At 32.2% G+C, this 14,252-nt stretch carries 10 protein-coding genes; 2 read left to right on the top strand and 8 right to left on the bottom strand.

All coding sequences use genetic code 11. The features are described from left to right. Genes Q4487_RS08385 through Q4487_RS08400 form a run of 4 tightly spaced genes read right to left on the bottom strand, consistent with a single transcriptional unit; the run spans nucleotide 1 to nucleotide 3,560 of the window. The gene (locus Q4487_RS08385) at nucleotides 1-654 is read right to left on the bottom strand and encodes a hypothetical protein (RefSeq protein ID WP_303540129.1); all 654 of its coding nucleotides are present in this window, start codon (nucleotides 652-654) and stop codon (nucleotides 1-3) included. Nucleotides 655-710: 56 nt separating this feature from the next. Next, nucleotides 711-1,955 carry a DNA cytosine methyltransferase gene (locus Q4487_RS08390; RefSeq protein WP_303540127.1) on the bottom strand — a complete coding sequence of 415 codons (1,245 nt, stop codon included), beginning with the start codon at nucleotides 1,953-1,955 and terminating at the stop codon, nucleotides 711-713. A gap of 8 nt (nucleotides 1,956-1,963) precedes the next feature. Continuing rightward, nucleotides 1,964-2,611 carry a hypothetical protein gene (locus tag Q4487_RS08395; RefSeq protein ID WP_100894114.1) on the bottom strand — a complete coding sequence of 216 codons (648 nt, stop codon included), beginning with the start codon at nucleotides 2,609-2,611 and terminating at the stop codon, nucleotides 1,964-1,966. 46 nt (nucleotides 2,612-2,657) lie between these two features. Continuing rightward, nucleotides 2,658-3,560 carry a metallophosphoesterase gene (locus tag Q4487_RS08400; protein ID WP_100894115.1) on the bottom strand — a complete coding sequence of 301 codons (903 nt, stop codon included), beginning with the start codon at nucleotides 3,558-3,560 and terminating at the stop codon, nucleotides 2,658-2,660. Between the two features lie 116 nt (nucleotides 3,561-3,676). Between Q4487_RS08400 and Q4487_RS08405 the strand changes: the two genes are divergently transcribed. Continuing rightward, nucleotides 3,677-6,049 carry a GAF domain-containing protein gene (locus Q4487_RS08405; RefSeq protein WP_303540123.1) on the top strand — a complete coding sequence of 791 codons (2,373 nt, stop codon included), beginning with the start codon at nucleotides 3,677-3,679 and terminating at the stop codon, nucleotides 6,047-6,049. Between the two features lie 70 nt (nucleotides 6,050-6,119). On the opposite strand, the gene Q4487_RS08410 is transcribed toward Q4487_RS08405, so the two are convergent. Beyond that, nucleotides 6,120-7,328 (bottom strand): Pycsar system effector family protein, encoded by a 1,209-nt coding sequence (locus tag Q4487_RS08410; RefSeq protein WP_100894117.1) that lies wholly within the window; start codon nucleotides 7,326-7,328, stop codon nucleotides 6,120-6,122. 45 nt (nucleotides 7,329-7,373) lie between these two features. On the opposite strand from Q4487_RS08410, the gene Q4487_RS08415 reads away from it, so the two are divergent. Beyond that, nucleotides 7,374-11,090, top strand: coding sequence for a metallophosphoesterase (locus Q4487_RS08415; protein ID WP_303540119.1), 3,717 nt, complete (start codon nucleotides 7,374-7,376; stop codon nucleotides 11,088-11,090). Between the two features lie 3 nt (nucleotides 11,091-11,093). Here Q4487_RS08415 and Q4487_RS08420 read toward each other — a convergent pair whose 3' ends face one another. The 3 genes from Q4487_RS08420 to Q4487_RS08430 are packed head-to-tail and all read right to left on the bottom strand — an operon-like array spanning nucleotide 11,094 to nucleotide 14,168. Continuing rightward, nucleotides 11,094-11,945, bottom strand: coding sequence for a hypothetical protein (locus Q4487_RS08420; protein ID WP_303540117.1), 852 nt, complete (start codon nucleotides 11,943-11,945; stop codon nucleotides 11,094-11,096). Between the two features lie 3 nt (nucleotides 11,946-11,948). After that, a complete protein-coding gene (locus Q4487_RS08425; protein WP_303540115.1) occupies nucleotides 11,949-12,725 on the bottom strand; it encodes an enoyl-CoA hydratase/isomerase family protein in 777 nt (258 codons plus the stop codon). A 12-nt stretch (nucleotides 12,726-12,737) separates the two neighbouring features. Beyond that, nucleotides 12,738-14,168, bottom strand: a complete 1,431-nt coding sequence (locus tag Q4487_RS08430; RefSeq protein WP_100894121.1) for an ATP-binding protein — start codon at nucleotides 14,166-14,168, stop codon at nucleotides 12,738-12,740. Between the last annotated feature and the right edge of the window lie 84 nt (nucleotides 14,169-14,252).

A 14,252-nucleotide genomic window follows, 5' to 3' on the forward strand; every position in this document is an offset into this window, starting at 1 on the left:
CTACGCAAACCTATAACTAAAACTACCATCTTTTTTTTCTATTATAAAAATGATTGCAGCCTTAACGTTTAAGTAGTTTATAAAGTTATTTTTTTCTTTTAATTGATGAATAAAACTTTGGTAAACCATAGATTTATAATCCCAAGAACATCGTAATTCTAACGCTCTTTTGTGTTCTTTAAAAGAATGATGCACTATAAACAACCTGTTTTGCAAGCAACTACGCTTACCTACACTCTGCTTGTTATAGTAAAAGTTTACAATTTTTTCTGGATGCTCTAAACTAAAACTACTACGTAACTCTTTTGGCACAACTGTTCCTTTAACGTCAAAACGCAATGCAGAATTATTATAAAACTCCACATCATACTCTTGATCTCTGCTATTTGGGTTTCTGGTTACATTATTATTTGCATAAAACAAATACTCATCACACCTAGAACACTGCCATAAAAACCATCGTCTTTTAAAATAGTTTTTATCATCTGTAGTTAAACTATTAATATCTTTTTCTAAAGAGCTGAGTGTTTTACATCTAAAAAGGTTTACTTTTTTATCTGTAGTGTTGTTTTGCACTTTTCCCCATTGCAATGGTATTTCTGGAGCTAGTTTTCGCAATTCTATACTAAGCGTATCAAACTCTAATGCGTTCATAATGGTATCTTTTAAAATGAAAACGCAATGCTAGAATATGTTTTTTATATCTAAACTTACACTTCTAAAGTTTCTCTAACCGCTAAAGCAATTGCTTTTGCTAATAAAGGCGGTACAGCGTTTCCTATTTGCACCATTTGTTTTCCTTTTGCTCCTTTAAAAATAAAATCGTCCGGAAAAGATTGTAGTCTAGCCATTTCGCGTACGGTAATAACTCTAGACTCTATTGGATGTATATTTACACCGCCGTGGTTTTCTTTTATAGTACAGCTAGCTTCATTCCAAGGGCATTTTTTCCAAGAGTCCGAATAATTATCATACAAACTTTTACCCTCTGGCACTTTACCCAAGCGCTCTTTCATAGCATCACTATGCTTTGCTCTAACGTGATTAAAACTAGCGTCGTCTTTCAACCTTACCAAATCCTCTATTGCCTCTTTAGTGGTAATGTAATTTTCTGGTGACAATAATGGTTTAGGGTGTAAATTCTTTTTCCCTATTCGGTTAGCCACAAAAATGATACGTTCTCTTTTTTGAGGTACGTAAAAATTAGCTGCATTTAACACAGTAACATTTACCTCATAACCAAGGTTAGCAATATCTTCTTTTATTTTATCTTCTACTTTGCCCTTAAGCATAGATCGTAAACCTTTTACGTTTTCGGCTACTATAAACTGGGGCTGTAACTCTTCAATAATTTGCAACATATCTTTATACAAAGAATTGCGCTCATCCTCTACTATACGACTACCAGACATACTAAACCCCTGACAAGGAAATCCGCCAGACAAAACAGTTAATGACTCACCATTAAGCGAATCTTTAACTGTATTTATAAATTCATCCTTAACACTCCTTTCTGTAATATCTCCTAAAATATGTGGGTGCTTAAAGTTTTCTCGGTATGTCATACCTGCCTCCTTAAACCAATCTAAACCGCCAACCTGTGTAAAACCAGCCATTTCAAAACCTTTTGCCATACCACCTGCCCCACAAAACAAATCTGCAGAAGTAAGTTTGGTTTTAGAAGGTTTCTCCCAATTTTTAGATATATCTGTCCAGTTTACAACATCAGTCTTTATAGATTTAGAGACCTTTTTAAGCGACTCTTTATTTGGAGAAATAGTTAGCGCATCACTCTTTTTAAAAACAGCTACATCTTTAGGACTTAAATAATGTACACCAAAAGTTTTTGTAGATTTAAGAGCACCAGAATGTATGTGTTTCCTAATTATTTTTTGAGAAACACCTAACTGTAACGCTACATCTTCAATACGTAAAAATTGCTCTTTAACCGCCATATAGTTAATTACTCTCCTAATTCTGTAATTTTCTTTTCGTATAAATTTTTACTTTCAATAACAGCAACATTTAACTCTTGCATAATGCCTTCTACTCTACTTTCTATACTCTCCATTTGGCTATTTATATTATCAAAAGAGTTTAGAGCAGCTGCCACCTCTAGTGCCTTTACAACCTCCACAGCATCTCCGTGCAACAATCTTAATTTTGCAATTGCTTTAGAGGTATTTGCTAATGTGCCATTGTATTTTGTTTTTGCTTTATTAATGGCTTTTAAAAGTGTTTTTCTGCTTTGCTCGTCACTTAAGCTATTGGTTTGGGTTTCCATAGCTGTAAACAAATTAGAGGCTTTAGTTTTTAAATCCTCATACTCCTTATTTAAATTTTCTACACGCTTATTAACCTTTTCCCAGTCACCGTATACTTTAGCAAACTCTTTATCCTCATTTTTAGCATCCTCTAGGGCACCTTTTAAAGCACTTAAAGATGTTAAACCTTTGGTTACGTTTTTGTTTGCTGTAATTTTTTTCTTTTCAAAAGAAGCTACTTGAGATTTAAACTTCTCTTTTAATCTAATTAGATCTTCTGGACTTTTGTTTTTCCAACAAGATGATAAGGTTAATAAAATAACCAATAAGGCAATACTCTTTTTCATATGTTAATTTAGTTAATGGTGGTGTAAAAATAGAAAAATTAAACTACTACTGTTTTGCTCGTTGGTAATCTGTTAATTTTTGTGGCCCTTCTAACAGCACACGCACCACCCGCAACGTACCATCTTCTGTAGTTGCAATCTGCCATTTAATTAACGATATTTTACCATTTTCTATCTCTATACCTGTAATGCTTCTTGGGTGAACGCAACTACCATCATTAAAAAAAGGAATATCTCCTGGTTCCGGAAAACGAGGTCTATGCGTATGTCCTACAACTGTAAGCTTTTCATTGTTTTGCAATATCCAACGTTTAATTCGTTTTTCAACCTTTATTAATTCTTGGTGATTTTTAGCCGGACTAGTAGGATCTGCTATACCCCAAACCTGTAACGGCTTCCAAAGTACACGCACTAAAAATCTCCCTACACGCCAAAACGTATAGTTCCACCAATCTGCTTGGTGTCCGTGTGTTAAAAAAAGTTCTTGTTGAGTATCTTTATGCTTTAAAACAATACCTTCATGATAAGTTATACCAATAAATAAATCTTTGTCTTTACCATCTATTGGCTCAAAATAACTAGACAAATGCTTTTTTACATAACTAGGGTCTTTGTACACCATATCATGGTTTCCCCAAATCATAAACAATCTATTTTGTAAATGAAACTCTCTTAATAAACCATATATGTTTTTATGTGCCGTAAAAATAGACTCAAAAGATGTGTTCTCCCAAAGCTCATCACCATCTCCCAACTCAAAATAACTATAACCTTCTTTAAAATAATGTTGTAATGCGTGGTAGTAAATGTTTCTATTATTTGCAAAATCATCTGCAAAACTATTATCTCCTCTATGACAGTCACTAAAAAGTATTAACTTAGAGCTATCATCAAAAGATACTATTTTAGACTTATTATACGCTCTGGTTAATCTAGTAAAAGAAGACATATTTTAATTTTTGTATAAATATCTAAAAAAGGGATTAAATAGGATTACAACAAACGCAATAAAAAGTAATAATTATTTTGTAATTTTGCAGGCTATTCTTAGACTAAGTAAGGACAATGAAATTTGAAAACGAAATAGAGTTACCACTAAAAAGTCTTGTCAGTTTTGATAAGCTTCTTAAACAGTACGATAAAATGGCTGTTGGTAATGACCTGTTCCTTGCCCAAAAAGCAAGATTTATTTTAAATTACCAAAAACCTTACCCAGAACTACGTGAAGGTTTTACAGATTTAACTTTACTTGATAAACATAAAGATGTAATTAATGTTATTCTACAAGATACTTTCTCTGAGGTACTAACTAAGAATGAAATAAAAGCAGCATCCTTACCCTATGCAAACGTAATTTTTAACTCGTCTGAGAGATTTAAAAAAATTATAGAGGATGCAGGTGAAGGTTTTGAACTTGAAATTAAAAACGTAGAAGAAAGATTAAATTATATTATGGCAAGTACCGTAATATTGAATTTTCATTATGGTTTTAATTTAGACTTTAGAAGACCTATGTTTTATGAAATTCCGGATAAAAACGGAGTTATGAGACACTATAGAATATTGTATAATGCAGATTTTATAGATATTAAACCAAACAAAAATGCTAAAAAACTAACACAAGCAGATGTAGATGAACTATTAGAAAACTTTGATAATCTAGAACTATGGAAAGAAAAAATTCCGCCAAATAGTTTTACATCTAAAGGTTTTGTAATTTCTAATATGTTTGATGTTACAGCAGAGCACTCAATCTCCGAAATAAAATCTAGTCTTATTTCAAGTGACAAAAGAGGCTCTGAGTTTTTTATGGAAGACTTCCAAAATACATTTAAGTCGTTATTTGGCCTTCCTAATTTAAAAGTTGGTTTTTCTATACATAATAGCAAAGAAGATACTTTTGAAAAAGTACACGGAATAGGTATAGAAAGTTTTATACTTAATAAAAGTGCCAATGTAGATTGTAAAACTGCATTGTGTAAAAACACTTACGAGACAATTTTAAAAGAGCATAAATACTTTGTAATTTCAGACTTAGATAAATATGCCAAATCAGCTCCAGATAACAACCTATATGCTACACTTGCAGAACAAGGAATAAAAAGTGCAATTATAGCACCAATATCTGATGGCAAACAATTGCTTGGTGTTTTAGAATTAGCCTCTACAAAAAGATACAACTTAAACAATGTTAACGCGCAAAAATTACAAGATGTAATGCCATACATTGTAACAGCTGTTTTACGTTCTAAAGCTGAAGAAGAAAACCTTATTGAAGCTGTAATACAACAAGAATGTACTACAGTACACTCTTCTGTTCTTTGGAGGTTTGAAAACGAAGCAATACGCTTTATTAGAGCAAATGCTGAAGGTCTAGACCCTACATTTAAAGAAATTGTTTTTAAAGATGTACACCCTCTTTATGGTCAAATAGACATTAAAGATTCATCTACATTTAGAAATAATTCTATACAAAAAGACCTTTTAATACAACTAACCGAAGTAAACAATGTACTTACTAAGGCTTGGGAAATTAATAAATTACACATTTATGAAGAATTATTGTTTAGAAGCAATAGTTATTTAGATGAAGTAAAAGAAATTTTAAATACAAATAGCGAGCAAACTATATTAGAGTTCATAAAAAAGGAGATAGCTCCTGTTTTTAAACACTTAAAAAATACAGAGCCTAAAATTGCAAATTTAATTAACACTTACGAAGAAGGTATAGACCCTAATACTGGGTCTTACTATGATCATAGGAAAAACTATGACCAAAGTGTTATGAAGATTAACGAGAAACTTGCTCAGGTTTTAGACAAAAAACAAGTGGAAGCACAAGAAATGTTTCCGCATTATTTTGAGCGCTATAAGACAGATGGTGTGGAACACAATATCTACATTGGAGAATCTATATCACAGAGTAAAGAATACAATCCTTTTTACCTAAAAAACTTAAGGTTGTGGCAGTTGCAGGTAATGTATGATATGGAAAATGAGTACTACAACCTAAAACCAAAACTACCAATAGCATTAGATGTTGCATCTTTATTATTAGTTTATAACACATCTTTATCTATTAGATTTAGAATGGATGAAAAACGTTTTGATGTAGATGGCACATATAATGCCAGATATGAGGTTATTAAAAAACGTATAGACAAATCTTATATAAAAGGAACTAACGAAAGGTTAACCCAAAAAGGAAAACTTTCTATTGTTTACTCTCAGAAAAAAGATGAGTTAGAGTACTTACGCTACATTCGTTTTTTACGCTCTAAAGGATATTTTTCTAAAAATGTAGAAGTACTAGAGCTAGAAGGCTTACAAGGTGTTGCTGGTTTAAAAGCAATACGTGTAGAAATTTTATACAAAAAAGATAAAGAGTCTAAAGAAACATACACTTATGATGATTTAATGCACGAGTTAAAGCATTAATAAATAGATCATAAAAAAAGGCGAATATTACATGTAATATTCGCCTTTTTTCTATTTTATAACTTAGCCACTACAATATTACTGCTTCCCTTGGCCCATAAAAATGTAATGCTAAAAAGAAAGACAATACTGAGACTATCATTCCAAACATAAAAATAGCATAGGTCCACCTTAACAATTTATATTTTCTATCTAAAACCAATCCTAAAAAGTACAAATCTTTAGTTAGGGAAGAATATACATAGGACTGATCTTTAATTAACTCTTTCATAGCCCACTCATAATCCTCTAGTTTCATTTTATGAAAATTACCAAAAAACAATAAGTTTACTTTTTTATTATCTACATCTTCTTTAGTAAACTGTCCGCTTGTAATATTTGGTCTTGTAGCAATTATAGACAAAACCATAGATATTACACTAAAAAACATAAACAAAGCCGTAGGGAGTATTAAGTACTTATTAGAAGGACTATCTAGTTTTGGCATTAAATCTGCCAGTACTAAAGAAATAATTATAGCATTTACAGACAGTAAAATATTTGCTTTAGTATCTGCAATATCGCTTAACTTTAAGTGGTTACGCATAGTAACCCTATACATAGTTTGCACACCTCTTTCCGGGCTCTTGTCTTTAAATTCTGATTTATATTGCGCCTTAACTTTTTCCTTTTTTACCAGCTTCTTCATTTTCTTCCTAGCCTTAATTAATTTAGCCAAGTTATCATCTTTGGTTTCTTGCCAGTTTTTAATAGCATACTCTGTATAAAACCTATGTTTGGTCTGAAACATTCTTATGTTAGTGTCTCTCCACTCTGCTGGGGAATAGTCTACCAATCCTAATAATGATAATTCTTCCCTTAGCATTTCTGTAGTCTCTAAGTAACTTTCTTTTCCTAAATGAGACCCATCTGCATCTCTAATAATTTCCTCCTGAAGGTTTTTAGGTTCATACCCTTTTTTAGTTGCTAAAATTAAATTACAAATATTTTCTATTCGTTTTTCCTCAAAAGATTTTCCTTTTAAAAATTCACGAGCAATATCACAACTACGCTCTTCATGTTCTTTAGCACTCTTAGTGTAACCTGCATCATGAAACCACGCTGCTAAAAGTAAGTCGTCATGCTCTTTTACGTCTAACTTATAAAAATCTAACAATTCTTGCGTACTTTTGACAACACGTTGAGTATGCCTAATGTTGTGGTACAAAAAACTAGAGCTTAACTCGTTGGTTAATAGACTAATTACATAATCTTCGGTTTCCTGAATAATATTTGCCATAACTTTAATATAAGATGCATCACAAATTACAAAATTAAAATCTTTATGAATACTTCTATTAGTAAATATTGTTGGTCGTTAAGTATTTTTATCCTTACTGGTTGTGCAACAGTAAAAACCAAATATGATAATAAGAAGCAGAGCATAGACGTTACTACTAATAAAGAAATAGAGCACACTTTTTATTTAATTGGGGACGCAGGCAAATCACCTATTAATGGTATGAATCCTGTTTTAAAGTCTTTCAAAAAAAGAATTGATAAAGCAGACAAAAATAGCTCTGTTTTATTTTTAGGCGATAATATTTACCCTGCTGGAATGCCAGACCCTAAAGATTCTACTGCAGCGTATTTAACAGCTAAAAGTCATTTAGATGCACAACTAAAAACTTTAGAAAATTTTAAAGGAAAACCACTTTTTATTCCTGGTAACCATGATTGGTATACCGAAGGTTTAGTAGGACTAGAACGAGAGCAAAAATACATACAAGAAGCACTAGGCAGTAAAGATGTATTTTTACCAGAAGATGGCTGCCCATTAGAAACCATAGAGGTAAATGACAACCTAATAATTATAGCCATAGATACAGAGTGGTACTTAACCAACTGGAATAAACGCCCAGATATTAACGACAAATGTGATATTAAAAGCAGAGAAAAGTTTTTAATAGAGTTAGAAAGTTTAATTTCTAAAAACAGACAAAAAACTACGGTTATTGCAATGCATCACCCAATGTTTAGTTACGGTTCTCACGGCGGACAATATTCGTTTAAAAAACATTTTTACCCTAAACCTGGAGTTGGTCCATTACCTATTTTAGGCACTTTTTTAAATATACTTAGAAAAACAGCCGGACCATCTTCTGAAGACTTACAAGGTAAAAGGTACAGAGAATTAAGAAACCGAGTTGTTACACTTGCACAATACTCTAACAAAGTAATTTTTGTGTCTGGTCACGAGCACTCTTTACAATATATTGTAGAAGAAAACACACCACAAATTGTTAGTGGTGCAGGAGCTAAAAGTGGAGAAACAAGACTTATTAATGGCAGCAAGTTTTCTACAGGAGAAAAAGGGTACGCTACTTTAGAAGTTTACAAAGATGGTTCTTCTAGGGTGCGCTATTTTGGACTAGATGATAACAATAATGAGAAATTTTTATTCACCTCTGAAGTTTTACCAGAAGACAAAAAATTATTTACCAAAAAACTGCCAGATAGTTTCCCTGCAACAACAACGGCATCTATATACACACAAGAAGAAATTACAAAAACAGGTTTTCATAATTTTATATGGGGAGACCGTTACCGAAAATACTATGGCACATCTGTAACAGTGCCAACCTTAAGTTTAGATACTATTTACGGCGGATTAACTCCTGTTAGAGCAGGTGGTGGTCACCAATCTAAATCGTTACGTTTAGCAGATAAAAACGGCAAAGAATACGTAATGCGTTCTATGCGCAAAAGTGCAGAATTGTACTTACAATCTATGGCTTTTAAAGATCAATATGTGGTTGGTGAGTTTGAAAATACTGCCGTAGAAAAACTACTTATGGATTTCTATACAGGCTCACACCCGTATGCACCATATATTGTTTCTACATTATCTGACGCTATAGACATTTACCACACCAATCCTAAATTATACTACATCCCCAAACAAAAAGCATTAGGAGATTTTAATGTAAATTATGGTGATGAGTTATATATGTTTGAAGAACATGCTGGTGATAACCACGGAAATTTAAAAAGTTTTGGCTATGCTAATGAGCTTAAAAGCACAGACAGTATGCTTGAAGATTTACGTGATGATGAAAAATACGCAGTTGATGATAAACTATACTTAAGAGCACGTCTTTTTGATATGGTAATTGGTGATTGGGACAGACACACAGACCAATGGCGTTGGGCAGAAAACAAGAAAAATAAAAAAATAATTTATAAGCCAGTACCTAGAGACAGGGATCAGGTTTTTTCTAATATGGGAGACGGACCTTTGATGAGTTTGGCAACCAGAATTGTACCTTCTTTACGCTTAATGGAAGGTTTTAACGAAGAAATAAGAAGCGTACGAGGTTTTAATTCATCTCCTAAAACTTATGTATTAGATATTGCCTTGTTAAGCGAAACCAACCTTAAAGATTGGATAACAGAAGCAGAATACATACAAGACAACCTAACCGAAGATGTTATTAACAAATCATTTAAGGATTTTCCTGTAGAAATACAAGATAGCTCTTTACCAAAGCTTAAAGAAATATTACTATCTCGTATCTCACATCTAAAAGAATACGCTAAAGAATACCACAGAATTTTAAACAAATTTGCAGTAGTAACAGGTACAGATAAGGATGATTGGTTTGAGATTAATCACTTAAACAAAAAAGAAGTACAAGTAAAAGCATACCGTAATATTAAAGGAGAAAAAGATAAACTTTTTTTTGATAAAACTTTTAATAGTGATGTTACTAAAGAGATATGGATTTACGGCTTAGATGACGATGACTATTTTGAAGATAATGGTACCGCACGTAACAATATAAGAATTAGAATTATTGGCGGACAAAACAATGATATTTATAACCTTACTGAAGGTCAAAAAATAACCATTTACGATTATAAGTCTAAGAAAAATACATTTAAAGAAACTAATAAAGCAAGAATTAAATTAACCAACGATTACAACACTAATGTTTACAATCCTCTAGCAATACGCAATAGTGTTAACCAAATTATACCAACAGTTGGTTTTAATCCAGATGATGGTTTAAAAATTGGTTTTACAAACACATTTACATACAATGGCTTTAGATTAAATCCGTTCACAGAAAAACACACTTTTAACGCTTCTTTTTACTTTGCTACGCAAGGTTTTGATTTTGGATACACTGGTGAGTTTGCAAACATCTTTGGAAACTGGAATTTTGAGGTTGAAACAAGGTTTACCAGTCCAAACTTTAGTGTAAACTTTTTTGGTTTAGGAAACAAAAGCATTAATAATGATGACAATCTAGGAATGGATTACAACCGTGTTAAACTAGAGCAAATTAAAGTTGTGCCTTCTATAGTTTATAACGGACAATTAGGTAGTAAATTTAAAGCAGGTATTGGTTTAGAAACTATTGAGGTAGAAGAAACAGAAGACAGGTTTATTAATACATTTTACGTAGCTAATAATGAAGATGTACGTAATACTTTTTTAGGCGTAGATGCTACATATACTTACGAAAATAAAGACAATGCTGCTTTTCCTACAATGGGAATGTCTACAATGATAAAAGCGGGCTACAAACAATCATTAGTAAATGACAGTCAAAATTATGCCTATATAATTCCTAGTCTTGCTTTTGATTATAAGTTAGTACCAAACGGAAGATTAGTATTAGCTACTAAATGGAAAGCTCATTTTAACATAGGAGATGATTATGAGTTTTACCAAGGAGCAACAGTTGGCGGCATAGATGGCTTAAGAGGCTATAGAAACCAACGTTTTACAGGAAAAAAAGCATACTACCAAAATACAGATATACGTTTTAGTCTTAGAAAAATGAAAACAAACATAATACCTATATCACTAGGTGTGTATTCTGGTTTTGATTATGGACGTATTTGGTTACCTACAGAAGACTCTGATGAATGGAAAACATCTTACGGTGGAGGTCTATTTTTAAATGGAGCAAATGTAGTTTCTGCTAGAGTTGCTTTGTTTTATGCTGATGAAGGACCAAGATTTACATTTGGACTAGGATTTGGCTTTTAAACCCTAGTTTAGCTTGTAAACATATAAATTACCGCCTGTTTTTTTTCTTGCCTCATCTGCCAAATACAGCGTTGTATTATTTATAAAACAAACAGATTCTAGTTGTGTCCTTACTCCTAAATCTATAGACTCTACAGTTCCTGTTGTAAAATCATCGGTATTAAAATTTGTAAATTTCCAAAGCATACCGTTACCTATAAGCACAATTGTTTTCTCGTCTGGAGAAATAGCGGCAGACGTTACCCTGCTTGTACGTTCGTCTGTACCTGCCATAAAACTACCAACAAGTTCCGCTTTATACTTACCTTTAACAGCTGGCACCTTGTAAATAAAAGCTTCACCTGTAAACGGAGTAGCTCTATTTTTTGTAATTATGTAAAGATTATTTTTCCAATAAAAAAGTGATTCTGCATCATACAAAAGTCCTTTTTTCTTTGGTGAAAAATCGGTTTGATCCGGATAGCTAAATTCTATTTTCTCAGCCTCTATATCATCACCTTTTATGGTACTTGGGTTTGGAACTTTTAAAATCTCTAGATCATCTCTGTCACTAGCATTATTGCCAAAATCAGCTATATAAACATTTCCTTTATTGTCTTTGGTTAAATCTTCCCAATCGTGATTTTTACCATTTTTAACCTTTAGTGTTTTTTGCCAATCTCCAACAGCATTAATTTTATAAAGTTCATCTTTATTCCCCTTATCTTCAATTAACCATATATGATCTTCTCCAAAATTAACCAATCCAGATACTTCCTTAAACTCTTCAGGTATATTAGCAACTACTTTTAATTGACCGTAATTACTACAGCCAACTAAAAGTAATAAACAACTTAGTCCTAAATAATTTTTCATAGACTATGCTCCTGGAAAATTTGCTTTTCTTTTTTCTAAAAATGCAGTAGTACCCTCTTTAAAATCTTCGGTCCCAAAGCAAGCACCAAAAGCCTCTATTTCTACATCATAACCATCTTTTACATAGCCAGCGTTAACCGCTTTTATTGCTGCAGAAATTGCAACAGAAGAGTTATTCGTTATTTTACCTATTAGCTTACTGCAAAGCGGCATTAATTCTTCTTGTGTAACAACATAATTTACCAAACCGTAGTTTAATGCTTTATCTGCAGAAATCATTCCTGCTGTCATTATAAGCTCCATAGCTCTTCCTTTGCCTACTAATTGAGGCAAACGTTGTGTACCACCATACCCTGGAATTACACCTAAAGAAACTTCTGGTAAACCCATTTTTGCATTATCACTAGCTACTCTAAAATGGCAAGCCATAGACAATTCTAAACCGCCACCTAAAGCAAAACCATTAATGGCTGCAATAACTGGTGTCCTTAAATTTTCAATTAAATTAAAAAGCTCATCTTGACCTTTACGAGCCAATTTAGCTCCTTCTTCTTCAGAAAAATCTGCAAACTCAGATATGTCTGCACCAGCAACAAAAGCTTTCTCTCCACTACCCGTTAAAACAATTGCCTTAACACTTTTATCTGCTTCTAAATCTGTAAAAGCGGTGTGCAGCTCTAAAATAGTAGCTTTATTTAAAGCATTTAATTTTTTAGGTCTGTTAATAGTTACAATTGCTGTACTCTCTTGCTGTTCAATTAAAATAGTATCAAACTTCATATTTTTTTCTTTTTATTTATTTTCTTTTGGAAAACGAACAATAAACACCGTTCCTTTATCTGGCTGAGATGTAAGTGTTATGTCTCCTTTATAAGTTTCTACAATATTTTTTACCATTCCTAAACCTAATCCCATACCACTTGTTTTGGTAGTAAACTTTGGCTCAAAAACTTTATCCTTAAATTCATCTGCTATACCAACACCGTTGTCTGCCACAGATATTTTCACAAAATCATCTTCTGAAGCCACTGTAACTAAAACCCTTGGATTGTCTACCTCTGGCACAGCTTGCATAGCATTTTTTACTAAATTAGTAACCACGCGCACTAATTGTGTACGGTCTAATTTTGCTACAATATGCTCTTCTTCTGCTATAAAGTGAATATAACTTTCATTAAAAATATCTACAGCTAATTTAACAATTTTAACTACGTTTAATGTCTCATTTTGCTGTGCAGGCATTTGTGCAAAATTAGAAAAAGCAGAAGCTATACTGCTCATAGTATCTATTTGCTGAATTAAGGTTTTAGAATAATCTGCTAGCTTTTCTTTAATATCTGGATCTTCAGGATTAAACTTACGCTCAAAACTTTGTACACTTAAGCGCATTGGTGTAAGCGGATTTTTAATCTCGTGTGCCACTTGCTTAGCCATTTCTCGCCAAGCCTGTTCTCTTTCACTCTTTGCAAGTTTTACAGCACTTTGTTCTAATTCATCAATCATCCTATTATAGGCATCTACCAAACGGCCTATTTCTTCACTAGGATTATCTATTAATATTTTAGGGTTTCTAATGCTTAAATCTGTTTTACTTAATTTATCAGAAATTGTTTGTAAAGATCTAGTAATGTATTTAGAGGTAAAATAAGCCAAAATAATAGCTATTATTAACATAAAAACATACACCAAACCTAATCGTAACAAAAACTCTGGAAGCTCTTTATCCTCAAAAGAAGTATCTTCTACATACTCTAATTTTAAAATACCAATATCTCTAAATTTTAAATCTTTTATAAACGTGTACGAAGACCTAAAAACCTTTTCTTCATTAGATATTTTTTCAATGTGATTAACTTCTTCTACATAACGTTGATTTTCGCTAGTTTTAAGCTTTTGAAGAACTAAAGCATCTAAACAATCTGTAACAGATGTTTTATTAAGTAACGGGTGTGAGTCTATAATTAAGCTACCTTCTAAATCGTAAATACTAAAGTTTACATTCTGAATTTCTGCTATTTCAAAAATTTCATCTTTAAAAATTAAATGCAATTTTTCTGTAATTCGCTCAAAAGAGGTTTTCCTAATGGTAAGGTTTACGCTTTCTTTTATTTGCGCTTCTTTACGGTCTAAACGGTCTCTGTTATACTCTTTAGACTGTTCTCTATATTGATAAATAGTAACACCTGCTATTAGTATTGATGCCATAAGCACCAAAAACATCATAGTAATAAAGATACGCGACCTAAGTGATAGTTTTTTAAACAAGAATATAATATTTACCCTCAAATATAGCAATTATTAAGCCAA

It is taken from the genome of Cellulophaga sp. 3_MG-2023, assembly GCF_030546975.1.
GTDB lineage: Bacteria > Bacteroidota > Bacteroidia > Flavobacteriales > Flavobacteriaceae > Cellulophaga.

What these genes read in the sequence shown, in the direction of transcription:
- Q4487_RS08405 (WP_303540123.1), top strand. Translation starts at nt 3,677, where the DNA reads ATGAAATTTGAAAACGAAATAGAGTTACCACTAAAAAGTCTTGTCAGT.
- Q4487_RS08385 (WP_303540129.1), bottom strand. Translation starts at nt 654, where the DNA reads ATGAACGCATTAGAGTTTGATACGCTTAGTATAGAATTGCGAAAACTA.
- Q4487_RS08390 (WP_303540127.1), bottom strand. Translation starts at nt 1,955, where the DNA reads ATGGCGGTTAAAGAGCAATTTTTACGTATTGAAGATGTAGCGTTACAG.
- Q4487_RS08425 (WP_303540115.1), bottom strand. Translation starts at nt 12,725, where the DNA reads ATGAAGTTTGATACTATTTTAATTGAACAGCAAGAGAGTACAGCAATT.
- Q4487_RS08420 (WP_303540117.1), bottom strand. Translation starts at nt 11,945, where the DNA reads ATGAAAAATTATTTAGGACTAAGTTGTTTATTACTTTTAGTTGGCTGT.
- Q4487_RS08415 (WP_303540119.1), top strand. Translation starts at nt 7,374, where the DNA reads ATGAATACTTCTATTAGTAAATATTGTTGGTCGTTAAGTATTTTTATC.
- Q4487_RS08410 (WP_100894117.1), bottom strand. Translation starts at nt 7,328, where the DNA reads ATGGCAAATATTATTCAGGAAACCGAAGATTATGTAATTAGTCTATTA.
- Q4487_RS08430 (WP_100894121.1), bottom strand. Translation starts at nt 14,168, where the DNA reads ATGATGTTTTTGGTGCTTATGGCATCAATACTAATAGCAGGTGTTACT.
- Q4487_RS08395 (WP_100894114.1), bottom strand. Translation starts at nt 2,611, where the DNA reads ATGAAAAAGAGTATTGCCTTATTGGTTATTTTATTAACCTTATCATCT.
- Q4487_RS08400 (WP_100894115.1), bottom strand. Translation starts at nt 3,560, where the DNA reads ATGTCTTCTTTTACTAGATTAACCAGAGCGTATAATAAGTCTAAAATA.